The sequence below is a fragment of the Agromyces aurantiacus genome, from assembly GCF_016907355.1.
GTDB classification, from domain to species: domain Bacteria; phylum Actinomycetota; class Actinomycetes; order Actinomycetales; family Microbacteriaceae; genus Agromyces; species Agromyces aurantiacus.
Genome location: NZ_JAFBBW010000001.1, coordinates 2,409,678 through 2,431,594 on the forward strand (window position 1 = coordinate 2,409,678; position 21,917 = coordinate 2,431,594).

Below are 21,917 nucleotides of genomic sequence, written 5' to 3' on the forward strand. Positions count from 1 at the left end.
CATGGCCGTATGAGCCTCAACGTCGAGCATCACGAGACCCGCGTCCTGCCCTCCGAGAAGCCCCTGCGACTGCTGGACAACGCCGGCCATGCGCTGCACGGCCGCGAGACCGGCGGCTTCGAGCTGCCGCCCGTCGAGACCCTGCTCGAGCTCTACCGGCGCATGGTCATCGCCCGCCGCTTCGACGTGCAGGTCACGGCGCTGACCAAGCAGGGCCGGCTCGCGACCTACCCGTCGGCGTACGGCCAGGAGGCCTGCGAGATCGGCGTGATCTCGGCGATCACCGCCGACGACTGGTTCTTCCCCACCTACCGCGACAGCATCGCCCTGCTCACGCGCGGGCTCGCGCCCGCCGAGATCCTCCAGTCGTTCCGCGGCGACTGGCACAACGGCTGGGACCAGCACGCCCACCGCACCGCCTCCATGGCCACCCCGCTCGCCACGCAGGCGCTGCACGCCGTCGGCCTCGCGCACGCCGCCCGGCTGCGCCGCGACCCCATCGTGACCCTCACCTACCTCGGTGACGGCGCCACGAGCGAGGGCGACGCGCACGAGGCGTTCAACTTCGCCGCCGTCTGGCAGACGCCGACCGTGTTCCTCGTGCAGAACAACCAGTTCGCCATCAGCACGCCGCTCGCCAGGCAGACGCACGCGACGACCCTCGCCGACAAGGCGGTCGGTTATGGCATGCCCGGGTACCACGTCGACGGCAACGACATCGCCGCGATGTACGCGGTCGCGTCGGCCGCCGTCGAGCGCGCCCGTTCGGGCGGCGGCCCCACGCTCATCGAGGGCCTGACCTACCGCATCGAGTCGCACACGAACTCCGACGACCCCACGCGGTATCGCCAGCAGCGCGACGTCGAGCACTGGAAGCGGCGCGACCCGATCGAGCGGCTCGAGAAGTACCTGGTGTCGGAGGGCGCGCTCACCGACGTCGTCCGGGCCGAAATCGGCGAGGCGGCCGAGGAGCTCGCGGCGCGCACCCGCGACGCCATGTCGGAGGAGCCGCAGCTCGACCCGCTCGAGCTCTTCGACCACGTCTACGCGACGCCGCGGGCCGCGCTCGCCGAGCAGCGCGCCGCGCTCGAGGCCGAGCTGGCCGCGCACGCCGCGCACGTCGCGCACGCCGGCGCCGCGGGGGTGCCCGCCCGATGAGCACCGCCGCGACCGAACGCGCAGCGGATGCCGCGGCATCCGCCCCGCAGCCCCTGACCATGGCCGGCGCGCTCAACGCCGCGCTCCGCGACGCGATGGAGGCCGACGACCGCGTCGTCGTCTACGGCGAGGACGTCGGGCCGCTCGGCGGCGTCTTCCGCGTCACCGACGGCCTGCAGGCCCGGTTCGGCGACGAGCGCGTCTGGGACTCGCCGCTCGCCGAGTCCGGCATCGTCGGCACGGCCGTCGGCATGGCCATGTACGGCCTCCGGCCCGTCGTCGAGATGCAGTTCGACGCGTTCAGCTACCCGGCCTTCGAGCAGATCGTCTCGCACGTCGCCAAGATGCGGAACCGCACGAAGGGCCACGTCAGCCTTCCGATGGTGATCCGCATCCCGTGCGCGGGCGCCATCGGGGGCGTCGAGCACCACTCCGACTCCTCGGAGGCGTACTGGGCCGCGACACCCGGCCTCACCGTGGTCATGCCGTCCAACCCGGCCGACGCGTACTCGATGCTGCGCGAGGCGATCGAGAGCGACGACCCGGTCGTGTTCATGGAGCCCAAGAGCCGCTACTGGTCGAAGGCGACCCTCGAGCTGCCCGTGCGGACGGAGCCGATGGACCGGGCGCAGGTCGTCCGCGAGGGGTCGGATGTCACGCTCATCGGCTACGGCCCGACCGTGCGCACCGCGCTCGACGCGGCTGCCGCGGCCGAGGCCGAGGGGCTCTCGATCGAGGTGGTCGACCTGCGGAGCCTCTCGCCGTTCGACGACGAGACGGTCGGCGCGTCGGTGCGCAAGACGTCGCGCGCCGCCGTCATCCACGAGGCCGCCCAGTTCGGCGGCTACGGCGCCGAGGTCGCGGCACGACTGACCGAGCGGAACTTCTTCCACCTCGCCGCGCCGATCCTGCGCATCACCGGATGGGACATCCCGTACCCCTCGCCCAAGCTCGAGGAGCACCACCTGCCGACGCCCGATCGCGTGCTCGACGCGCTCGCCTCGTGGGAATGGGACCTGGCATGAGCGCGCGCGAGTTCATCCTGCCCGACCTCGGCGAGGGCCTGACCGAGGCCGAGGTCGTCGCGTGGCTCGTCCAGCCCGGCGACGAGGTCGCGATCGACCAGCCCGTCGTCGAGCTCGAGTCGGCCAAGTCGGTCGTGCAACTGCCGACGCCGTTCGCCGGCGTCGTGGAGTCGCTTGGCGGCGACGTCGGCCAGGTGCTCCACGCCGGCGACGTGCTCATGCGGCTCACTCCGGTCGGCGCGGCCGCGGGATCGCCCGCCGAAGCACCGTCCGCGGCCGACGCGGAGGTGCGCGCAGACCGCGCTGGCGCGCCCGCGTCCGCGTCCGCGCCGGTCGCCGCCGAGCCCGGCGTCGCCGTGCCGACCGAGGCCGCCTCCGAGGAGTCGGGCGCCGTGCTCATCGGCTACGGCACCCGGACCAGCGCCGCGACCGCGCGGTCGTCGACGGCGCCGTCGCGATTCGGCGCCCGGCGTGCCGGTGCGGGCGCGGCGACCGAACGCGCCGCCTCCCCCGCTGCGCCCGCCGAACCGCCGGCTGCGCGACCCGAACCTGCCGCGGCCGCGACCGAGGATCCGCGCGACGCGCTCGACCACGACCGGCACTCCCCCGTCGTCTCCCCGATCGTCCGCAGGCTTGCGCGCGAGCACGGCTTCGACGCATCCGAGTTGCTCGGCTCGGGTGCCGACGGACTCGTCACGCGCGCGGACGTCGAGGCGTTCATCAGCGAGCTCGACGCGGCACGCGCCGGCACGCACACCGGCGTCACCGCCGCGCACGCGGGCGCCGCGCCATCCGTCAGCCCGCCCGCCGCCGCACGGCCCGCGGCATCACCGGTCGCCAAGGGCGAGCACCGCGTCCCCCTCGACCGCACCGGCCGCGCGGCCGCCGCGCACTTCACGCGGTCGCGCCGGGAGATCCCCGAGGCGACCGTGTGGATGGACGTCGACGCGACCGGGCTGCTGGCCGCGCGCCGTCAGCTGCAGGAGGCCACGGGCGAGCGCTTCGGCCTGACCGCGCTCGTCGCGCGATTCGTCGTCGCCGCCCTCACGCGCCACCCGTCGCTCAATGCGAGCTTCGACGCCGAGCGCGACGAGCTCGTCATGCACTCGGCGATCAACCTCGGGCTCGCCGCGCAGACCCCGCGCGGGCTGCTCGTGCCGGTCGTGCACGGCGCCGAGCGGATGTCGCTGCGCGAGCTGCGCGACGCGGTGCAGGCGCGCACCGAGCAGGCCGGCTCCGGCGCGTTCCCGCCGGACGCGCTCGCGGGCGGCACGTTCACGTTCAACAACTACGGCACCCTGGGCGTGGACGGATCGGCCGCCATCATCAACCACCCCGAGGCCGCGATGCTCGGCATCGGGCGGCTGCTCGAGCGACCGTGGGTCGTCGACGGGCAGCTCGCGGTGCGCACGGTCACCGAGCTGACCCTCTCGTTCGACCACCGAGTCTGCGACGGCGCCGAGGCTGCGGCGTTCCTGACCGACGTCGCGCGCTGCATCGAGCATCCGATCTCGCTGCTCGCGGACCTCTGACGGCTCGCGGGCCGCTGGGCTCCGGCCCTCGGAACGACCGAGGCGCACCCCACGACGGGGTGCGCCTCGGCCGTGTCCGGGCTCCAGCCGGATCAGAAGAAGTCGTCGGGCGTGCCCGCGGCGCGCTCGACATCGCGCGTCTCGATGCGTGCGGCGGCGAGCTTGGCCACCGCCACGCGGAGGCCGGATTCCATCTGCGCGGCCCAGGCGTCGGACTCGCGCGCGGTCGTCTCCGCGGCGCGGGCGCGGGCTTCGGCGGCGTCGGCGGCGCGACGCGCGTCGGCCACCTGGCGCAGCGCGAGCGAGATGCCGTAGTAGGCCGCGACCATCGTCGCGATGGGCGCCGCGACGACCGCGAGGGCACTCACGCCGGCGCCGTTGGGGGTGAAGGCGACGACGAGTGCGAAGGCGAGGAACAGCGCCGCGATCGCGACGATGACCACGAGCATGAAGCGGAGGTCGCGGCTCCAGGCGGTCGAGCGGCGGGCCGACGACTCGGCCGCCGGTTCGGTTGAGGCGGGCTCGGGCGGGGCGGCGAACACGGCCGTGTCGCCGTACGCGGCGGAGCCGAGCGTCGGATCGGAGGTTCGGGAGGTCGTATCGCTCATGTCGCGGATCCCTTGCGTTCGGAACGTCCCCTCATTCTGTGCCGCGTTCGGGGGGCGGTCAAGGAAGCGCGCCGTCGGCGTGCGCCGCGCAGGCCTGTCTCCGTCCGGGCCCCCGCGGCGCCGGCCGAGCCCCGCGACGACGATGTCGGTGGGTCCTGAGATGCTCTCAGTATGGAACCCGTCGAACTCAAGCAGACCCGGGAGCTCGCCGTCGGCGACACGCTGGTCAGCGCGACCGGCGGCGTCTACGAGATCACGAAGCTGACCCGCATCGGCCGTGGCATTCGCGTGCAGTACACGACGCCCGAAGGCCGTTCGGGCCGGTTCACCGCGGCGCCCGATGCCGTCACGCGCGTGCGACCCGCCGGCTCGCTGCACGCGGCGTAGCGCCGAGCCCGTCTCGACCGCCGCTCGGCCGGACCGCTCCGGAAACGACCGAACGCGATGCTCGATGAGCATCGCGTTCTCTCGTGAAATGGTGGATCTGAGGGGACTCGAACCCCTGACCCCCTGCATGCCATGCAGGTGCGCTACCAGCTGCGCCACAGACCCGTTTCGGGATGCCGCCCCGCTCGGGGCAACGGATTCAGCCTACACCAGCCCCCGGCTCGAAATGAAATCGAGGCGGCCTCACGCGGAGGCCCCGCCGGCGGGCGCGGTGGACGACCCGTCGCGCTCGATGAGCGGCGCAACGGGGATCGACGGGCAGTCCCGCCAGAGCCGCTCGAGGCCGTAGTACATGCGCTCTTCGCGGTGGAAGACGTGCACGACGAGGTCGCCGAAGTCGAGCAGGGCCCAGCGGCCCGCGTCGCGACCCTCGCGGCGCATGACCTCCTGGCCGGCGTCGCGGACCGACTCGACGACCGCATCGGCGATCGCGACGACGTTGCGCTCGCTGTTGCCGCTGACCAGCAGAAAGACGTCGGTGAACGGCAGCGGTTCCGACACGTCCAGCGCGACCAGGTCCTCGCCCCCCTTGGCATCGGCGGCGCGTGCGGCGACGGCGAGCAGGCGGTGTGCGTGGTCGGATGCGGTCATGTCCTCGACTTCCTGGATACGGTCACGACGATCAGAACAGGCCCGCGACCGCGCCGACGACGAGTGTGGCGACGACGCCGAGCGCGAGCACGCCCGCGGTCACGGCCAGGACGAGCGGCACGTTCATGCCCTCCTTCGAGGGCGGCGCCATCATGGCCTTGCTCGGACCCTGGGTGCTGATCGCGCGGGTCGCCGCGATGGGCGCGACCCCGGGGCCGGCGACATCCTCGACATTGCTGTCGAAGAGGCGGTCGACCTCGCTCGAGTCGATCTGGCTCGGGTGCACCCCCGTGGAGCCGTAGCTGCGCGGCAGGTCGATCGACCCCGTGACGATGATCTCGCCGCTGGGCGCCAGCGGCGTGCCCAGCGCGCCCTGGTCGGGCAGCGTCGGCAGGATCAGCGCGTTCGTGGTCGTCGGCACGCCGCGCGGCGACCCGCCCCGCGAGAGCAGTTGGTCGTAGGGCTCGACCCGCTCGTCGGGCAGGTTGAGCTGCGACGTCCAGTGGCCGACCGGCTTCGGCGCGGCGACCGGCTCGTCGAGTCCGGCGTCGACGGTCGTGTGCGGCGCGGCGGCACGACCGGGCGCCGGCTGGTGCGGATGGCGCGTCGGCGCCTGGGGTGCCGGGCCGCGACCGCCCTGGCCCGCCTGCGGCGGTCGCTGCGGCTGCGGCGGACCGGGCCCGCGCTGCGGGGCGGGGGCCGGTCGCTGGGGCGCGATCTCGTCGACCTCGTCGACGTCGGCGAACCCGTCGCCGGAGTGCGACTCGAGCATCGCGCGGAGCTCGCGGCGCGTGAGCGTCCGCTCGGGCGTGGTCTGCTGCGGCGGCGCGCTGCGAGGCCGCCCCTGCGGCGGACGGGGCGCTCCGCCCTGCGGCCGCTGCGGGCCCGTGGCGCGCGGATCGGCCTGCGGAACGGGCATGGCACCCGAGGTGGTCGCGTCGCGCGGCCGGGGCGGCGTGGACTGCGGGTACTGCGGCGGCGGTGCACCCTGCGGCCCGCGCGACGGCGCGTCGGACCACGCCTGGGGCGGGCGGCCGGGCGCCTGGGGTGCGGGCCGCGACTCGGCCGGCCGCTGCGGCGGAACTCCGGCCGGCGCGCCCGAGGGCACACCGCGCGCGGGCGCGCCGTACCCGCCGCCCTGCGGACCGGCGGGCTGCGGGACGCGCTGCTGCTGCGGATACGGCTGCTGCGCCGGATAGGACGGCGGCGCGGCGGGCTGCTGGGCCGGGGCGGGCGCCGCGGCATCCGGATGCTGGGCCGCCGCGGCAGCCTGCTGCTGCTCGCGCAGCCGCTCGAGCTCGCGAATCTCGCGGCGCGTGAGCTGCGGTTCCTGCGACGACGTCATTCGACACTCCGGTAGAGGTGGTGCTTGGAGATGTACTGGACGACCCCGTCAGGCACCAGGTACCACACCGGGAAGCCCCGGTGCACTCGGCTCCGGCAGTCCGTCGACGAGATCGCCAGCGCCGGAACCTCCAGCAAGCTTACGTCCTGCTCAGGCAGACCCGAAACGGACAGCACGTGTCCCGGTCGACTCACAGCCACGAAGTGCGCGAGCGACCAGAGCTCCTCGACGTCCTTCCAGGAGAGGATCTGCGCGATCGCATCGGCACCCGAGATGAAGAACAGGTCTGCGTCGGGGCGCTCGGCCCGGATGTCGCGCAGGGTGTCGATCGTGTACGTGGGCTTCTCGCGGTCGATGTCGACGCGGCTGACCGTGAAGCGCGGATTCGACGCCGTCGCGATGACGGTCATCAGGTACCGGTGCTCGGCCGGCGTCACGACCTCTTTGTAGTACGGCCGGCCGGTCGGCACGAAGACGACCTCGTCGAGCGCGAACGACTGCGCCACCTCGCTGGCCGCGACGAGGTGCCCGTGGTGGATGGGGTCGAACGTGCCGCCCATCACGCCGATGCGTGGCCGGCGCGTCTCGGTGGTCACGACCGCCTCGGCCGCCTCAGTGACCGCCGGGCTCCGCTCCGGCGTGGCGGGCCGCGTAGGCCTCGGCCTTGGCGCGGTGGCGGTTCGCGACATCACGGTACGAGAAGGCGACGGCGCCGAGCACGAAGAAGATGACGATCGCGATGACGCCGTACATGATCGGCTCCATCGGGAGCTCCCTCGCGTGCACGGTCTCGGTCATCACCGTGCTCGTCAGCACTGCGGTCGCCAGGCTCATTCGCCGCTCCTTCAGGTCTCGCGGGGGGTAACGCTCACGACAGTCTAGCGGGACGCGGATGTCGGGTCGCGTCAGGCTCGCACGTGCCCCGCGCCGCGCACGATCCACTTCGTGCTGGTGAGCTCGGGCAGGCCCATGGGCCCACGTGCGTGCAGCTTCTGCGTCGAGATGCCGACCTCGGCGCCGAAGCCGAACTCGGCGCCGTCGGTGAAGCGCGTGGACGCGTTGACCATGACCGCGGCCGCGTCGACCTCCTCGAGGAAGCGGTCGGCGTTGCCGAGGTCGTTCGTCACGATCGACTCGGTGTGCTTGGTCGAGTAGCGGCGGATGTGGGCGAGCGCGTCGTCGAGCGAGTCGACGATGCCGACCGACAGGTCGAGGCTCATGTGCTCGGTCGCCCAGTCCTCGTCGGTCGTCGGCACGGCCGCCGGATGGAGCGCGCGCACGCGCTCGTCGCCGTGGACCGTGACCCCGGATGCCTCGAGGCGCGCGAGCACCGGCGGCAGCAGCCGCTCCGCGGCGTCGGCGTGCACGAGCAGCGTCTCGAGCGCGTTGCACACGCTCGGACGCTGCACCTTCGCGTTGTGAACGAGGTCGACCGACCAGTCCTCGCGGGCGCTCGCATCGAGGAACATGTGCACGACTCCCGCACCGGTCTCGATCACCGGGACGGTGGCCTCGTCGACGACGGCCCGGATGAGCGCCGCGCTCCCCCGCGGGATGAGCACGTCGACGTGGTCGCGCGCCCGCATGAGGTGGCGGGCGCCCTCGCGGCCGAAGTCGTCGACGGTCTGCACGGCCTCGCCGGGAAGCCCGGCAGCGGCGATGGCCTCGCGGAGCACGTCCACGAGCACGGCATTGGTGCGCTCGGCGGCCGAACCGCCGCGCAGCGCGACCGCGTTGCCGCTCTTCAGGGCGAGCGCGGCGATGTCGACCGTCACGTTCGGGCGGGCCTCGTAGATGGCGCCGACCACGCCGAGCGGCACGCGCACCTGCTCGATGCGCACGCCGTTGGGCAGCGTGCGCCCACTGACGGTCTCGCCGACGGGGTCGGTGAGCGCGACGACGTCGAGCACGGCGTCGGCGATCGCGCCGATGCGCCGCTCGTCGAGCGTGAGCCGGTCGAGCAGGCCCGTGCCGAGGCCCGACTCGCGGCCGGCCTCGAGGTCGAGCCGGTTGGCGGCCACGATGTCGTCGACGCGCGCCCTGAGGCGGTCGCTGATCGCCTGCAGCGCGGCATCCTTCTCGGCGGTCGTCGCGCGCGCGAGGCGGCGCGAGGCCTCCTTCGCGGCGGCGAGGCGCTCGTCGAGGACGGTCGCGAGGTCGCTCGCGAGATCGGCGGCAGGATCGGTGCGCACGTCGGTCATACTGCCAAGCCTAGTTCGCCGGGGCGGATGCCCGGCCTCTGTGACGTCAGCTCGCGGCGGGCTCGAACCACGTGCCGATGGGTTCGCCGGCCAGTGCCTCGGCGACGAGCGAGGTCGCCGTGATGAGCACGCCCGCACCGGATGCCGCGGCGATGCGCGCGGCAGAGACCTTCGTCTCGGCGCCGCCCGTGCCGACCCCGGCCCGGCCGATCGAGCCGATCTCGACGCCGGCCAGCTCGTCGCCGAACGGCACGTGCACGATGCGCTCGGCACCCTCGAGGTGCGGCGGCCGCGTGTAGAGCGCGTCGACGTCGGAGAGCAGCACGAGCAACTCGGCATCGACGAGCTCGGCGACCATGGCCGCGAGCCGGTCGTTGTCGCCGAAGCGGATCTCGTGGGTCGCGACCGTGTCGTTCTCGTTGACGATGGGCAGGATCCGCAGGCCGAGCAGTCGCTCCATGGCGCGCTGCGCGTTCAGCCGGTGCGTCTCGTTCTCGAGGTCGCCCGCCGTGAGCAGCACTTGCCCCGCGACGATGCCGTAGCGGCGCAGCGAGTCCTGGTAGCGGTAGATGAGCACGTTCTGCCCGACCGAGGCCGCCGCCTGCTGGGTCGCGAGGTCGTCGGGCCGGGCGTCGAGCCTGAGGAACGGCATGCCCGTCGCGATCGCGCCCGACGAGACGAGGACCACTTCGGCGCCCCGGGCGTGCGCCGCGGCGAGGGCATCGACCAAGGGCTCGATCTGGCCGGCGTTCTCGCCCGAGATCGACGACGAGCCGACCTTGACGACGATGCGCTTCGCCGACGCGACGCCCTCGCGCGTCAGCGGGCGACGCGTCATCGATCGCCCTCGTCGCCGGCGGTCTCGGCGCCGGCCTCAGTGCCGGCATCGGCGTCGGTCCAGATGCCCGCCTCGCGCTCGCGCTCGAGCTCGGCTCTGGCCTCGGCCTTCGCGTCCATCCGGTCGTGGTACTCGTCGCGCCGCTGCACGCGCGTCGCGCGACGGTGGTCGTCGAGTCGGAAGTCGGTGCCGCGGGGTGCGGTCATGAGCTCGGCCGTCGAGGTGAGCGTGGGCTCCCAGTCGAACACGACGCCTGCACCCGGCCCGATCACCACGGTCGATCCGGCGACCGCGCCGGCGCGGACGAGCTCGTCCTCGACGCCGAGGCGCGCGAGGCGGTCGGCGAGGTAGCCGACGGCCTCGTCGTTCTGGAAGTCGGTCTGCGCGACCCAGCGCTCGGGCTTGGCGCCGAGGATGCGGTAGAGGGTGCCGTAGCTGCCACCCTCGGGGCGCACGACGAAGTCGGCCTCGTGCACCGGCTTCGGGCGCAGCACGATGCGCGGCGCCGCGGGCGCCTGCGCGGCGTCCTTCCGGGCGCGGTCGACGACCTCGCCGAGCGCGAACCCGAGCTGCCGCAGGCCCTCGTGGCTGACGGTCGAGATCTCGAACACGCGGTAGCCGCGCGACTCGAGCTCGGGCCGCACGAACTCGGCGAGCTCGCGCGCCTCGGGCACGTCGACCTTGTTCAGCGCGACGAGCTGGGGACGCTCGAGCAGCGGCAGCTGGCCCTCGGGCACCTCGTAGGCCGCGAGCTCGGCGAGGATCACGTCGAGGTCGCTGAGCGGGTCGCGACCTGGCTCGAGCGTCGCGCAGTCGAGCACGTGCAGGAGCGCCGAGCAGCGCTCGACGTGGCGGAGGAACTCGAGCCCGAGGCCCTTGCCCTCGCTCGCGCCCTCGATGAGGCCGGGCACGTCGGCCACCGTGAAGCGGTGGTCGCCGGCCTGCACGACGCCGAGGTTCGGGTGGAGGGTCGTGAACGGGTAGTCGGCGATCTTCGGCCGGGCCGCGGACATCGCGGCGATAAGGCTCGACTTGCCGGCCGACGGGAAGCCGACGAGCGCGACATCCGCGATGGTCTTCAGCTCGAGGGAGACCTCGCCCTCGAAGCCGGGCGTGCCGAGCAGCGCGAAGCCCGGCGCCTTGCGCTTGGGCGACGCGAGCGCGGCGTTGCCGAGGCCGCCCTGCCCGCCCGGCGCGACCACGAATCGCATGCCCGGCTCGGTGAGGTCGGCGAGCTCGACGCCGTCGGGGTCCTTCACGACCGTGCCGACGGGCACGGGCAGCTCGAGGTCGGCGCCGGTCGCGCCCGACCGGTTGTCGCCCATGCCGGGCTGGCCGTTCTCGGACGAGCGGTGCGGGCGGCCGTGGTACGCGAGCAGCGTGGTGACCTGCGGGTCGGCCACGAGCACGATGTCGCCGCCATCGCCGCCGTTGCCGCCGTCGGGGCCGGCGAGCGGCTTGAACTTCTCGCGCCGCACCGACACGCAGCCGTTGCCGCCGTGGCCGGCGCGCACGAACAGCCGCACCTGGTCGACGAAGCTCACCATGGCCGCGTCACTTCCTCTCTGGAAAACACGTGAGGGCGAGCCGAAGCCCGCCCTCACGACTACGACCGACGACTACGCGTCGACCGCGACGATGTTCACGACCTTGCGGCCGCCCTTGTTGCCGAACTGGACCGCGCCGGCCTCGAGGGCGAACAGCGTGTCGTCGCCGCCGCGACCCACACCCGCACCGGGGTGGAAGTGGGTGCCGCGCTGGCGGACGAGGATCTCGCCCGCGGAGACGACCTGGCCGCCGAAGCGCTTCACGCCGAGGCGCTGCGCGTTCGAGTCACGACCGTTGCGAGTGGAGCTCGCACCCTTCTTGTGTGCCATTGTCCCTGTCTCCTCTGGCCGTTACTTGATGCCGGTGATCTTGACGCGCGTGAGCTCCTGGCGGTGGCCCTGGCGCTTCTTGTAGCCGGTCTTGTTCTTGAACTTCTGGATCACGATCTTCGGACCGCGGAGGTCGTTCAGGACCTCGGCCGTGACCGTGACCTTGGCGAGCGACTTCGCGTCGGAGGTGATCTTGTCGCCGTCGACGAGGAGGACGGGCGTGAGCTGGACGTTGCCGTCCTTGTCGGCCTTGATCCGGTCCATCGTGACGATGGTGCCGACCTCGACCTTCTCCTGCCGGCCACCGGCGCGCACTACTGCGTAAACCACTTCTCGTACCTATCTCCGGGGAGCCTTGCGACTCCGTCAATCTGATGGGATGTCACTGCGCGGATGACCCCAGCGGGAATGAGGGTCGTCACTGCCAGAAAACTGTGCGTGCCCGCCGGGATAAGCCGGTGGCACCAACGGTCGAGTTTACCGGATGCCGGGAGGGCGGTCAAACGAGCCTCGCCGAGCGTGTCGCACCCCCGCGATCGGATGTCGCGGGACGCGCGGCGTACACTCGGCCCCATGGCCGTGCTCATCGATCCGCCGCTCTGGCCCAAGCACGGCACGGTCTGGTCTCACCTGGTCAGCGACACGTCCATCGAGGAGCTCGTGGCCTTCGCCGATCGCAACGGGATCCCCCGCCGCGGCTTCGACCTCGACCACTACGACGTGCCCGCCGAACGCTACGACGACCTCGTCGCGGCGGGCGCGGAACCCGTGCCGCCGCGCGACCTGGTGCGTCGCCTCGCGGCCAGCGGGCTGCGCGTCACGCCGCGCGAGCGCCGATCACTCGGCGCCTGACTCCGACCCGCCGTCGGGGCGCGTGATCACGGGCGGCGCACCCGCCGGGCTCAGGGCCGCGGTCGTCACCCGACGGCTGCGCGAACGCGAGCGCCCCTCGCCGGCGGGCTTCGGAGCCGGGAGCGAGTCGAGCACCGAGTCCAGCAGCGACGCCGCCTCGGCGGCGGCCGGAGCCGGCCGCTCGCGCCGCACCGGCGCCTCGGGAAGCTCGATGAGCGGCGCAGGACGCTCGGCCGACGAGGGCTCGGGCGTGCGCTCGGCAGCGGGCCGGGTCTCGACCACGGGCTCCGCGGAGTTCGCCGGCTCGGCCTGGGCCGACGGCGCGCGATCGAGCTCGGGCGCGGCGGACCCTCCCGAGCCGCGCGAGGCCCGGCGTCGGCCGCGACGGCGGCCGCCGGTCGGCTCGGACGGCTCGCCCGCAACGGGCGCCGCGCCGGCGGGCGCTTCCGCCTCGGCGGGAGTCGCCAGCGTGCCCGCCGCGCTCTCCGCCTCGGCGGCCGGCGTCGAGGGAGCCTTGTGCTCGCCGTGCGCGACGGTCGAGGCCGCGATCTGCGCGAGCGCGTGCTTGACGTCTTCCGTGATCGCGTGCGTGCCCTGGTGGGCCTTGTCGACCGCCGGCGCCGTCTGGCCGCCGTTGCCGCCGCCGCGGTTGCGGCGCCGCTCGGCCTGCTGCTGGGGCGCGCGATGCTTGGCGATCGGCTCGTGGTGCACGATGATGCCGCGGCCGGCGCAGACCTCGCACGGCTCGCTGAACGACTCGAGCAGCCCGAGGCCGAGCTTCTTGCGGGTCATCTGCACGAGGCCGAGCGAGGTGACCTCGGCGACCTGGTGCTTCGTGCGGTCGCGCGAGAGGCATTCCACGAGGCGACGCAGCACGAGGTCGCGGTTGGACTCGAGCACCATGTCGATGAAGTCGACGACGATGATGCCGCCGATGTCGCGCAGCCGCAGCTGGCGCACGATCTCCTCGGCCGCCTCGAGGTTGTTCTTGGTGACGGTCTCCTCGAGGTTGCCGCCCGAGCCGACGAACTTGCCGGTGTTGACGTCGATGACGGTCATGGCCTCGGTGCGGTCGATGATGAGCGAACCGCCCGAGGGCAGCCACACCTTGCGCTCGAGGGCCTTCTCGATCTGCTCGGTGATGCGGAACTCGTCGAACGCGTCGCGCTCGCCCTCGTACGCCTCGACGCGCTCGAGCAGGTCGGGCGCGACCTGGCCGAGGTACTTCTCGATCGTGCGGCGCGCCTCGTCGCCCGCGATGATCATCTTCTGGAAGTCCTCGTTGAAGACGTCGCGGACGATCTTGATGAGCAGGTCGGGCTCGGAGTGCAGCAGCGCCGGCGCCTGCACCTTCTCGAGGGTCTGCGAGATGTCGGCCCACTGGCTGATGAGGCGGTTCACGTCGCGCGTGAGCTGCTCCTCGGTGGCGCCCTCGGCCGCAGTGCGCACGATGACGCCCTGGTTCTCGGGGAGCACCTCCTTGAGGATCTTCTTCAGGCGCGCGCGCTCGGTGTCGGGGAGCTTGCGGCTGATGCCGTTCATCGAGCCGTTGGGCACGTACACGAGGTAGCGGCCCGGGAGCGAGATCTGGCTCGTCAGGCGCGCGCCCTTGTGCCCGACCGGGTCCTTGGTGACCTGCACGAGCACGCGATCGCCGGGCTTGAGGGCGAGCTCGATGCGGCGCGGCTGGTTCTTCTCGCCGTTCTCGGCCGCGGCCTCCCAGTCGACCTCGCCCGAGTACAGCACCGCGTTGCGGCCCCGGCCGATGTCGACGAACGCGGCCTCCATGCTCGGCAGCACGTTCTGGACGCGCCCGAGGTAGACGTTGCCGATCAGCGAGGCGTCCTGGTTCCGGGCGACGTAGTGCTCGACGAGCACCCCGTCCTCGAGGACGCCGATCTGGATGCGTCCGCCCTTCTGGCGGACGACCATCTGGCGGTCGACCGACTCGCGACGGGCGAGGAACTCAGCCTCGGTGATGACCGCGCGGCGGCGACCGGCGTCGCGGCCGTCGCGGCGGCGCTGCTTCTTGGCCTCGAGGCGCGTCGAGCCCTTGACCTTCTGCGGCTCGGTGATGAGCTCGGGTTCGCGGGGCTTGCGGACCTTGACGACGGTGTTCGCGGGCTCGTCGGTCGTGCCGCGCGACTCCTCGCCGCTGCGGCGGCGGGCGCGACGGCGCACGCTCGACGCCTCGGCGGCGGGCTCGCGCTCCTCGCGCTCCTCGGCCGGCGGGGCGAAGACGGGCGGCGCGTGGAAGATCAGCGAGGTCGTCGTGAGGATGGCGGGGATGGGCGACTCGGGTGCCGTGGGCTCGGCATCCGCGTCGGCCTCGGGCCGGGACGGCTCGGCGGCGTCGGGCTGCGCCTCGCCCGCGGGGGGCGCCGGGGCCTCGGCCCCGTCGGTCTGGTCGGCACCGTTGGGCTGACCGGCACGCTGGGTCTGCTCGGCGGCCTCGACCACGCTCGGCTCCTCGCCGGAGCGGACCGCGCCGTCGGCCGCGGGCGCCTCGCCCTGGGGCGCGACGGCCTCGGCCGCCGGCGTGGTCACCGGGACCGGCTCGGCGATCGCAGCGGCGTCCCCGTGCGGGGCGGGCTCCGCGCCATCCGTCACGGTAGGGGTGTTTGTCTCGTCGGCCGCGCGGGGCACGATCTGCGCGCGCCGCCCGCTGCGGCGGGCGCCGAAGAGGCCCGACCTGCGCCTGGGCGCCTCGTGGTCTGATCCGGTCGGCGGTGTTCCGTTGTCTTCCACCATCTCTGGTGCACTCCTACGCCGGGTGCGATGGCCGCGCCATCTCTCCCGTGCTCCTCAGAGCGATCCTGCGCCGTGCGCCGGACCGCCAATCCTTCACTGCTGCGCCCGGCGGGTGCCGGTGACGCCAAATCTCGCGGTTCTTCCGCGGATGGGATGCGGTGCATCCTCAAAGCCCTCGTTGGCGTCGAACCGGGCGCGGCCCGGACGACTCATCCGATTATCGCATGCTCTCCCAGCGGAGCGTTGAATCGGCGTGCCAGAATACGGGTCATGCCCGACACCCCCCGCCCGGCGCGACCGGTCGCGTTCGCCGTGTTCCTCGTCATCGCCGGGGCGCTCGGGCTCCTCGCGGCCTTCGAGCTGTCGGTCGAGAAGATCCTCACGCTATCCGATCCCAGCTACGTGCCGGGCTGCAACGTGGGCGTGCTCGTAGGCTGCAGCACCAACCTCGCGTCGCAGCAGGGATCGCTGTTCGGCTTCCCGAACCCGTTCATCGGGCTCATGGCCTGGCCCGTCGTCATCACGATCGGCATGGCGATGCTCGCGCACGCGAGCTTCTCGCGCTGGTTCTGGATCGGCCTGAACGCCGGCATGACGGGCGCCCTCGCCCTCGTGATCTGGCTGATCGCGCAGAGCATCTACGTGCTCGACGTGCTCTGCCCGTGGTGCATGCTCACGTGGGCCGTGACGATCCCGACCTTCTGGGCGGTGACCTTCCGCAACCTCCGCGAGGGCGTCTACGGCGGCAACGACGCGGTGCGACGCGTCGGCTCGGTCGGCATGAACTGGATCGTGGTGATCACGATCGCGTGCTACGTCCTGGTGGTCCTGCTCGCCCAGCTGCAGATGAACGCCATCCCGCGCGTGATCAGCGACCTGCAGACGCTGTTCTAGACCGGGCACGCCGCCCGGAGCCGGGCACGCCACTCGGGACCGGGCACGCGGCTCGGGGCCGGGCACGCCGCGGGGCGGCGGCATCCGTCGACCGGATCCCGCCGCCCCGCGCGGCCGTCATCAGCGGCTCAGGCGAACCAGAGCGCGAGCTCGCGCTCGGCCGACTCGACCGAGTCGGAGCCGTGGACGAGGTTCTGCTGCACCTTCAAGCCCCAGTCGCGACCGAAGTCGCCGCGGATCGTGCCGGGCGCGGCGGTCGTGGGGTCGGTCGTGCCCGCGAGCACGCGGAAGCCCTCGATCACGCGGTTGCCGGCGACGCGCACGGCGACGACGGGGCCGGACTGCATGAACTCGACGAGCGGCTCGTAGAACGGCTTGCCCTCGTGCTCGGCGTAGTGCGCCGCGAGCAGGTCGCGGTCGGCCTGCAGCATGCGGAGGTCGACGAGCGAGTAGCCCTTCGCCTCGATGCGCCGCAGGATCTCGCCCGTGAGGTTGCGGGCCACGCCGTCGGGCTTGATGAGGACGAGGGTCTCTTCGATCGCGGTGGTCATGCCGGTTCCTTTCCTGGTTCTTCACCCGCGGCGGCCTCCGCCGCCCGGGCGCGGTCGATGCGTGCGCCGACGATCATGCAGTAGGCCCACATGCCGCCGAAGATCACGCCGACGAGGTACATCGCCGGGTTGAGCAGACCCGACGCGAGGATCAGCACCTGCAGGGCCCACCCGAGCGCGTAGGCCCACTCGTATCGCAGGAGCGCGATCGTGACGGCCATCAGCAGGATGACCACGCCGCCGCCTACCAGCACGGCCCACGCGGGCAACCCGAACGGTCCGCCGCCGTCGCGCGAGAGGCCCCAGATCACCAGCGCGGCGAGGAAGACGATCACGAGCTCGAACGTGAGCACGATCGAGGCGAGGCTCTGGCGGACCGATCGCGCGGCCCGCGCGCGCCGCCGGGGCGCGCCCGCGTCGTCGGGGCCGGCGGCGTCCGCGGTCGTGCCGCTCATCGCCCGACCCACTCGCGGTTCTCGGCGATCGCGAGGGCGTCACCCACGAGCGTGATCGAGCCCGTCACGACGACGCCGCGCTTCTCGGCACGCGACGCCCAGTCGCGGGCCTCGTCGAGGGCGTCGTCGAGCCGCTCGGCCGCGTCCACGCGGTCGGCGCCGACGATGGCGGCGACGGATGCCGCGAGCTCGCCGGCCGGCACGGCCCGGTCGGACTCGGACTGCGTGACGAGGAACCGCGCGCCGGTGGGCTCGAGCGCGCGCACGATGCCCGAGGCATCCTTGTCGCCGAGCACGCCGAGGACGATCAGGAGCTCGTCGAAGTCGAAGTACTCGCCGAGCGCGTCGACGAGCGCGGCGGCCCCGTGCGGGTTGTGCGCCGCGTCGACCAGGACGGTCGGCTCGGTCGAGATCGGGTGCAGCCGGCCGGGCGAGCTCACCGAGCCCAGCCCCTCCTCGAGCACGTCGTCGGCCAGGCGCACCGACCCGCCGAGGAACGCCTCGACGGCCGCGATGGCGAGCGCGGCGTTCTCGGCCTGGTGGCGGCCGTAGAGCGGTAGCGCGAGGTCGCGGTACTCCCCCGCGAGGCCGCGGACCGACACGAGCTGGCCGCCGACCGCGACGCGCGAGTCGAGCACCGCGAACGCGCCGCCCTCGACCGCGACGCTCGCGCCCTTGGCGGCCACGACCTCGTGCAGGACCTCGAGCGCCTCGGGCGCCTGGAACGCGGTCACGACCGCGGCATCCGGCTTGATGATGCCGGCCTTCGTCCGCGCGATCTCGGCGACCGTGTTCCCGAGGCGCGCCTGGTGGTCGAGCGCGATGGGCGTGAACACCGCGACCTGGCCGTCGGCCACGTTCGTGGAGTCCCATTCGCCGCCCATGCCGACCTCGAGGACGACCACATCGACGGGTGCGTCGGCGAACGCCGCGAACGCGAGCACCGTGAGGGCCTCGAAGAAGGTCAGCGGCTCCTCGACGCGCTCGGCGAGCTCGGTGTCGACGAGCTCGATGAACGGCTCGACCTCGGCCCAGATCCGTGCGACGGCCTCGTCGCCGATGGGCTCGCCGTCGATGCGGATACGCTCGGTGAACCGAACGAGGTGCGGGCTCGTGAGCAGCCCCGTGCGCAGGCCCTGGGCGCGGAGGATGCTCTCGATCATCCGGCTCGTCGAGGTCTTGCCGTTGGTGCCGGTGAGGTGGATGACGGGCGCCGCGCGGTGCGGGTCGCCGAGCAGTTCCACCGCGCGCCGCGTGGCGTCGAGGCGGGGCTGCGGCGCCGACTCGCCGACCCGCGCGAGCAGGGCCGCGTACACGGCGTCGGCCGCGTCGCGCTCGTCGGGGGTGGATTCGATGCTCATGCCTTCTCCACCCTGATGTGCACGCGCGTTCCGCCCGCGAGCGGCTTGGTGGCGTCGGCGGTCGCGTCGTCGAGCTCGCGCACGTCGAGGTCGACCGCGAGGGTCTCGCCCGTGATCAGGTCGCGGTGCGCGACCGCCGCGGCGAGGCTCGGCGCGTCGAGCGCGAGCGTCAGGCGGATGCGATCGCCGACGTCGAGCCCGGCGGCCTTCCGGGACTCCTGGACGGCCCGCACGATGTCGCGCGCCCGGCCCTCGTCCTCCAGCTCGGGCGTGGTCGCGATGTCGAGGATCGCGAACCCGCCGTCGGCCAGCAGGCCCAGCGCGCTGCCGTCGCCGCCGGCGCCGCCCGCCTCGAGCACGAGGTCGTACTCGCCCGGCTCGAGCGCGATGCCGCCCGCGACGACCGCGTCGCCCTCGACCGACCAGTCGCCCGAACGCGCGGCCTGGATCGCCTGCTGCACCTGCTTGCCGAGGCGCGGGCCGGCGGCGCGGGCGTTGACCGTGAGTCGCTTGGTCACACCGTAGGCGGCGGCGCTCGACTCGTCGAGCTGCACGAGCTCGACGCGCTTGACGTTGAGCTCGTCGCGGAGGATCGCCTCGAACGGCGCGAGCGCCGCGGCATCCGCCGTCACGACCGTGAGCGAGGCGAGCGGCAGCCGCACCCGGCGGCCCGCCTGCTTGCGCAGCGCGAGCACCGAACCCGTGACCTCGCGCACGGCGTCCATCGCCGCGACCAGCTCGGGGTCGGCGGGGAACTCGGCGGCGTCGGGCCAGTCGGCCAGGTGCACGCTCCGGCCGCCCGTGAGCCCGCGCCACACCTGCTCGGTCACGAGCGGGAGCAGCGGCGCGGCCAGGCGCGTGAGCGTCTCGAGCACCGTGTACAGGGTGTCGAACGCCTCGGCGCCCGTGCCATCCGCGTCGACGCCCTGCCAGAACCGATCGCGCGACCGGCGCACGTACCAGTTGGTGAGCACGTCGGCGAAGTCGCGCAGCTTCTGCGCCGCGAGCGGCGAGTCGAACTCCTCGAGGTCGGCCGTGACCGCCTCGACGAGGTCGCGCAGCTTCGCGAGCAGGTAGCGGTCGAGCACGTCGGTCGAGTCGGTGCGGCGGGATGCCTCGTAGCCGCCCTCGCGCGCCGTGTTGGCGTAGAGCGAGAAGAAGTACCAGGTGCTCCACAGCGGCAGCATGAGCTGGCGCACGCCCTCGCGGATGCCCTCCTCGGTCACGATGAGGTTGCCGCCGCGCAGCACCGAGCTCGACATGAGGAACCAGCGCATCGCGTCGGAGCCGTCGCGGTCGAACACCTCGTTGACATCGGGGTAGTTGCGCAGCGACTTGGACATCTTCTGCCCGTCGTTGCCGAGGACGATGCCGTGGCTGACCACGTTCTTGAACGCGGGCCGGTCGAACAGCGCCGTCGAGAGCACGTGGAGGGTGTAGAACCATCCGCGGGTCTGCCCGATGTACTCGACGATGAAGTCGGCCGGGCTGTGCGTGTCGAACCACTCGCGGTGCTCGAAGGGGTAGTGCACCTGCGCGAAGGGCATCGAGCCGGAGTCGAACCAGACGTCGAGCACGTCGGGGATGCGGCGCATCGTCGACCTGCCGGTGGGGTCGTCGGGGTTCGGGCGCGTGAGCTCGTCGATGAACGGGCGGTGCAGGTCGGGCTCGCCGTGCTGGTTGCGCGGCAGGCGGCCGAAGTCGCGCTCGAGCTCCTCGAGCGAGCCGTACACGTCGATGCGGGGATAGGCGGGGTCGTCGCTCTTCCACACCGGGATCGGCGAGCCCCAGTAGCGGTTGCGGCTGATCGACCAGTCGCGCGCACCCGAGAGCCACTTGCCGAACTGGCCGTCCTTGACGTTGGCCGGCACCCACTCGATCTGCTGGTTGAGCTCCTCCATGCGGTCGCGGAAGTCCGGAACGCGCACGAACCAGCTCGACACCGCGCGGTAGATCAGCGGGTTGCGGCACCGCCAGCAGTGCGGGTACGAGTGCTCGTAGCTCGCCTGGCGCAGCAGGCGGCCCTCGGCCTTCAGCAGCTGCGTGAGCGGCTTGTTCGCGTCGCTCCAGAGCAGCCCCGCGACATCCGTCACCTCTGGGAGGAACTTGCCGCCCTCGTCGAGCGAGACGACGACCGGGATCCCGGCGGCCTCGCACGCCTTCTGGTCCTCCTCGCCGTAGGCGGGAGCCTGGTGCACGATGCCCGTGCCGTCCTCGGTCGTGACGTAGTCGGCGACGAGGATGGTCCACGCGCGCTCGAGGCCCCAGCGCTCGACGTCGGCGTAGTAGTCGAAGAGGCGGTCGTAGGTGACCCCCTCGAGCTCGGCGCCGCGCACCGTGCGCGCGACGGCCGCCCGGGCCTCCTCGGCCGAGTCGTAGCCGAGGTCCTTCGCGTAGTTGCCGACGAGGTCGACCGCGATGAGGTACTCGGCGCCGAGGACCTCGGTGTCGGATGCCGCGGCGCCCGCTCGCTCGCGGAGCACCGTCGCATCCGGGGTGCCGTTCGGGCCGGCGGGCACGACCGCGTACTCGATGTCGGGCCCCACGGCGAGCGCGAAGTTCGTCGGCAGGGTCCAGGGCGTGGTGGTCCACGCGAGCGCGCGCACCGCGGTCAGGCCGAGCGACTCGGCCTTCGCGCCCGTGAGCGGGAAGGTGACCGTGACGGTCTGGTCCTGGACGTTCTTGTAGACGTCGTCGTCCATGCGCAGCTCGTGGTTCGAGAGCGGTGTCTGGTCGCGCCAGCAGTACGGCAGCACGCGGTGGCCCTCGTACGCGAGGCCCTTCTCGTGCAGCTGCTTGAACGCCCAGATCACGGACTCCATGAAGGTGACGTCGAGGGTCTTGTAGTCGTGCTCGAAGTCGACCCAGCGCGCCTGGCGCGTGACGTACTCCTCCCACTCCTTCGTGTAGCGGAGCACGGCGTCGCGCGCGGCCTGGTTGAAGGCCGCGATGCCCATGCGCTCGATCTCGCTCTTGTCGGTGATGCCGAGCTGGCGCTCGGCCTCGAGCTCGGCGGGCAGGCCGTGGGTGTCCCAGCCGAATCGGCGGTGCACCTGCTTGCCGCGCATGGTCTGGAAGCGGGGGAAGAGGTCCTTGGCGTAGCCGGTGAGCAGGTGCCCGTAGTGCGGCAGGCCGTTCGCGAACGGCGGGCCGTCGTAGAAGACCCATTCCTCGGCGCCCTCGCGCTGGTCGATGGACGCCTGGAAGGTGCCGTCGGCCTTCCAGTGCGCGAGCACGTCCTGCTCGATCGCCGGGAAGGAGGGCGACGGCGTGACGGACGACTGCTCGGGGTCCTGGCCCTTGGGGTACAACGCTCGCTCCTGCTGGATTCGCCGGTTCCACGAGGACGGTGCGCTCGTCGAACGCCACCGCGGTACCACCCCGCTTGCCCCGGCGACGCCGGAGCCTCTCGTTCCTCAGCTGTGACGGGC

General features: G+C 72.8%; 21 protein-coding genes and 1 tRNA gene. 6 read left to right on the forward strand and 16 right to left on the reverse strand.

Annotated features, from left to right (window positions below; translation table 11 throughout):
* Nucleotides 1-9 precede the first annotated feature (9 nt).
* From pdhA to JOD46_RS11455, 3 genes are read left to right on the forward strand one after another with little or no spacing between them, the layout of a single operon-like run.
* Nucleotides 10-1,158 (forward strand): pyruvate dehydrogenase (acetyl-transferring) E1 component subunit alpha, encoded by a 1,149-nt coding sequence (pdhA, locus tag JOD46_RS11445; RefSeq protein ID WP_204394383.1) that lies wholly within the window; start codon nt 10-12, stop codon nt 1,156-1,158.
* A complete protein-coding gene (locus tag JOD46_RS11450) occupies nt 1,155-2,183 on the forward strand; it encodes an alpha-ketoacid dehydrogenase subunit beta (protein WP_204394385.1) in 1,029 nt (342 codons plus the stop codon). Before pdhA ends, JOD46_RS11450 begins: the two co-directional genes overlap by 4 nt.
* The gene (locus tag JOD46_RS11455; protein ID WP_204394387.1) at nt 2,180-3,715 is read left to right on the forward strand and encodes a dihydrolipoamide acetyltransferase family protein; all 1,536 of its coding nucleotides are present in this window, start codon (nt 2,180-2,182) and stop codon (nt 3,713-3,715) included. Before JOD46_RS11450 ends, JOD46_RS11455 begins: the two co-directional genes overlap by 4 nt.
* A 92-nt stretch (nt 3,716-3,807) precedes the next feature.
* Here JOD46_RS11455 and JOD46_RS11460 read toward each other — a convergent pair whose 3' ends face one another.
* On the reverse strand, nt 3,808-4,323 hold the full coding sequence (locus JOD46_RS11460; RefSeq protein WP_204394389.1) for a hypothetical protein: 516 nt from the start codon (nt 4,321-4,323) through the stop codon (nt 3,808-3,810).
* 171 nt (nt 4,324-4,494) lie between these two features.
* On the opposite strand from JOD46_RS11460, the gene JOD46_RS11465 reads away from it, so the two are divergent.
* The gene (locus JOD46_RS11465; protein ID WP_204394398.1) at nt 4,495-4,710 is read left to right on the forward strand and encodes a hypothetical protein; all 216 of its coding nucleotides are present in this window, start codon (nt 4,495-4,497) and stop codon (nt 4,708-4,710) included.
* Nucleotides 4,711-4,799: 89 nt separating this feature from the next.
* On the opposite strand, the gene JOD46_RS11470 is transcribed toward JOD46_RS11465, so the two are convergent.
* The 10 genes from JOD46_RS11470 to rplU form a co-directional block, all read right to left on the reverse strand.
* Nucleotides 4,800-4,875: transfer RNA gene (locus JOD46_RS11470), tRNA-Ala, on the reverse strand.
* 78 nt (nt 4,876-4,953) lie between these two features.
* Nucleotides 4,954-5,361 carry a ribosome silencing factor gene (gene rsfS / locus JOD46_RS11475; RefSeq protein ID WP_204394407.1) on the reverse strand — a complete coding sequence of 136 codons (408 nt, stop codon included), beginning with the start codon at nt 5,359-5,361 and terminating at the stop codon, nt 4,954-4,956.
* Nucleotides 5,362-5,392: 31 nt separating this feature from the next.
* Entirely contained in the window at nt 5,393-6,706 is a 1,314-nt protein-coding gene (locus JOD46_RS11480; RefSeq protein ID WP_204394409.1) for a hypothetical protein, read from the reverse strand.
* Entirely contained in the window at nt 6,703-7,302 is a 600-nt protein-coding gene (gene nadD / locus JOD46_RS11485; protein ID WP_307835016.1) for a nicotinate-nucleotide adenylyltransferase, read from the reverse strand. The genes JOD46_RS11480 and nadD overlap by 4 nt, the downstream gene beginning before the upstream one ends.
* A gap of 16 nt (nt 7,303-7,318) precedes the next feature.
* Nucleotides 7,319-7,540 (reverse strand): hypothetical protein, encoded by a 222-nt coding sequence (locus JOD46_RS11490; protein ID WP_239562731.1) that lies wholly within the window; start codon nt 7,538-7,540, stop codon nt 7,319-7,321.
* A gap of 71 nt (nt 7,541-7,611) precedes the next feature.
* Entirely contained in the window at nt 7,612-8,907 is a 1,296-nt protein-coding gene (locus JOD46_RS11495) for a glutamate-5-semialdehyde dehydrogenase (RefSeq protein ID WP_204394422.1), read from the reverse strand.
* A gap of 46 nt (nt 8,908-8,953) precedes the next feature.
* Entirely contained in the window at nt 8,954-9,745 is a 792-nt protein-coding gene (gene proB, locus JOD46_RS11500) for a glutamate 5-kinase (protein WP_204394424.1), read from the reverse strand.
* Complete coding sequence (obgE, locus tag JOD46_RS11505; RefSeq protein WP_204394426.1) at nt 9,742-11,292, reverse strand: GTPase ObgE; 1,551 nt, start codon at nt 11,290-11,292, stop codon at nt 9,742-9,744. The genes proB and obgE overlap by 4 nt, the downstream gene beginning before the upstream one ends.
* A 72-nt stretch (nt 11,293-11,364) precedes the next feature.
* Nucleotides 11,365-11,622 (reverse strand): 50S ribosomal protein L27, encoded by a 258-nt coding sequence (gene rpmA, locus JOD46_RS11510; protein ID WP_204394428.1) that lies wholly within the window; start codon nt 11,620-11,622, stop codon nt 11,365-11,367.
* 21 nt (nt 11,623-11,643) lie between these two features.
* Entirely contained in the window at nt 11,644-11,952 is a 309-nt protein-coding gene (rplU, locus tag JOD46_RS11515; protein WP_129234758.1) for a 50S ribosomal protein L21, read from the reverse strand.
* A 243-nt stretch (nt 11,953-12,195) separates the two neighbouring features.
* Between rplU and JOD46_RS11520 the strand changes: the two genes are divergently transcribed.
* Nucleotides 12,196-12,474: a DUF4031 domain-containing protein gene (locus JOD46_RS11520; RefSeq protein WP_204394430.1), complete on the forward strand. Its 279-nt coding sequence runs from the start codon at nt 12,196-12,198 to the stop codon at nt 12,472-12,474.
* Here the strand turns inward: JOD46_RS11520 and JOD46_RS11525 are convergent.
* Nucleotides 12,460-15,225: an Rne/Rng family ribonuclease gene (locus tag JOD46_RS11525; protein ID WP_204394432.1), complete on the reverse strand. Its 2,766-nt coding sequence runs from the start codon at nt 15,223-15,225 to the stop codon at nt 12,460-12,462. The two genes, JOD46_RS11520 and JOD46_RS11525, sit on opposite strands and share 15 nt — an antisense overlap.
* 270 nt (nt 15,226-15,495) lie before the next feature.
* Here JOD46_RS11525 and JOD46_RS11530 point away from each other — a divergent pair, with 270 nt between their 5' ends.
* Nucleotides 15,496-16,119: a vitamin K epoxide reductase family protein gene (locus tag JOD46_RS11530; protein WP_204394435.1), complete on the forward strand. Its 624-nt coding sequence runs from the start codon at nt 15,496-15,498 to the stop codon at nt 16,117-16,119.
* 128 nt (nt 16,120-16,247) lie between these two features.
* Here JOD46_RS11530 and ndk read toward each other — a convergent pair whose 3' ends face one another.
* From ndk to ileS, 4 genes are read right to left on the reverse strand one after another with little or no spacing between them, the layout of a single operon-like run.
* On the reverse strand, nt 16,248-16,670 hold the full coding sequence (gene ndk, locus JOD46_RS11535) for a nucleoside-diphosphate kinase (RefSeq protein ID WP_204394437.1): 423 nt from the start codon (nt 16,668-16,670) through the stop codon (nt 16,248-16,250).
* A complete protein-coding gene (locus JOD46_RS11540; RefSeq protein ID WP_204394439.1) occupies nt 16,667-17,125 on the reverse strand; it encodes a DUF4233 domain-containing protein in 459 nt (152 codons plus the stop codon). Before JOD46_RS11540 ends, ndk begins: the two co-directional genes overlap by 4 nt.
* Complete coding sequence (locus JOD46_RS11545; RefSeq protein ID WP_204394441.1) at nt 17,122-18,486, reverse strand: bifunctional folylpolyglutamate synthase/dihydrofolate synthase; 1,365 nt, start codon at nt 18,484-18,486, stop codon at nt 17,122-17,124. The genes JOD46_RS11540 and JOD46_RS11545 overlap by 4 nt, the downstream gene beginning before the upstream one ends.
* Complete coding sequence (gene ileS / locus JOD46_RS11550; RefSeq protein ID WP_239562733.1) at nt 18,483-21,797, reverse strand: isoleucine--tRNA ligase; 3,315 nt, start codon at nt 21,795-21,797, stop codon at nt 18,483-18,485. The genes JOD46_RS11545 and ileS overlap by 4 nt, the downstream gene beginning before the upstream one ends.
* Nucleotides 21,798-21,917: the final 120 nt, after the last annotated feature.

Excerpts from the sequence above, each read along its gene's own strand:
- proB (WP_204394424.1), bottom strand. The coding sequence starts at position 9,745 with ATGACGCGTCGCCCGCTGACGCGCGAGGGCGTCGCGTCGGCGAAGCGC.
- JOD46_RS11490 (WP_239562731.1), bottom strand. The coding sequence starts at position 7,540 with ATGAGCCTGGCGACCGCAGTGCTGACGAGCACGGTGATGACCGAGACC.
- JOD46_RS11455 (WP_204394387.1), top strand. The coding sequence starts at position 2,180 with ATGAGCGCGCGCGAGTTCATCCTGCCCGACCTCGGCGAGGGCCTGACC.
- obgE (WP_204394426.1), bottom strand. The coding sequence starts at position 11,292 with ATGGTGAGCTTCGTCGACCAGGTGCGGCTGTTCGTGCGCGCCGGCCAC.
- JOD46_RS11460 (WP_204394389.1), bottom strand. The coding sequence starts at position 4,323 with ATGAGCGATACGACCTCCCGAACCTCCGATCCGACGCTCGGCTCCGCC.
- JOD46_RS11465 (WP_204394398.1), top strand. The coding sequence starts at position 4,495 with ATGGAACCCGTCGAACTCAAGCAGACCCGGGAGCTCGCCGTCGGCGAC.
- JOD46_RS11520 (WP_204394430.1), top strand. The coding sequence starts at position 12,196 with ATGGCCGTGCTCATCGATCCGCCGCTCTGGCCCAAGCACGGCACGGTC.
- rsfS (WP_204394407.1), bottom strand. The coding sequence starts at position 5,361 with ATGACCGCATCCGACCACGCACACCGCCTGCTCGCCGTCGCCGCACGC.
- JOD46_RS11525 (WP_204394432.1), bottom strand. The coding sequence starts at position 15,225 with ATGGTGGAAGACAACGGAACACCGCCGACCGGATCAGACCACGAGGCG.
- ndk (WP_204394437.1), bottom strand. The coding sequence starts at position 16,670 with ATGACCACCGCGATCGAAGAGACCCTCGTCCTCATCAAGCCCGACGGC.
- pdhA (WP_204394383.1), top strand. The coding sequence starts at position 10 with ATGAGCCTCAACGTCGAGCATCACGAGACCCGCGTCCTGCCCTCCGAG.
- JOD46_RS11540 (WP_204394439.1), bottom strand. The coding sequence starts at position 17,125 with ATGAGCGGCACGACCGCGGACGCCGCCGGCCCCGACGACGCGGGCGCG.
- JOD46_RS11495 (WP_204394422.1), bottom strand. The coding sequence starts at position 8,907 with ATGACCGACGTGCGCACCGATCCTGCCGCCGATCTCGCGAGCGACCTC.
- JOD46_RS11450 (WP_204394385.1), top strand. The coding sequence starts at position 1,155 with ATGAGCACCGCCGCGACCGAACGCGCAGCGGATGCCGCGGCATCCGCC.
- rpmA (WP_204394428.1), bottom strand. The coding sequence starts at position 11,622 with ATGGCACACAAGAAGGGTGCGAGCTCCACTCGCAACGGTCGTGACTCG.
- JOD46_RS11530 (WP_204394435.1), top strand. The coding sequence starts at position 15,496 with ATGCCCGACACCCCCCGCCCGGCGCGACCGGTCGCGTTCGCCGTGTTC.
- JOD46_RS11480 (WP_204394409.1), bottom strand. The coding sequence starts at position 6,706 with ATGACGTCGTCGCAGGAACCGCAGCTCACGCGCCGCGAGATTCGCGAG.
- JOD46_RS11545 (WP_204394441.1), bottom strand. The coding sequence starts at position 18,486 with ATGAGCATCGAATCCACCCCCGACGAGCGCGACGCGGCCGACGCCGTG.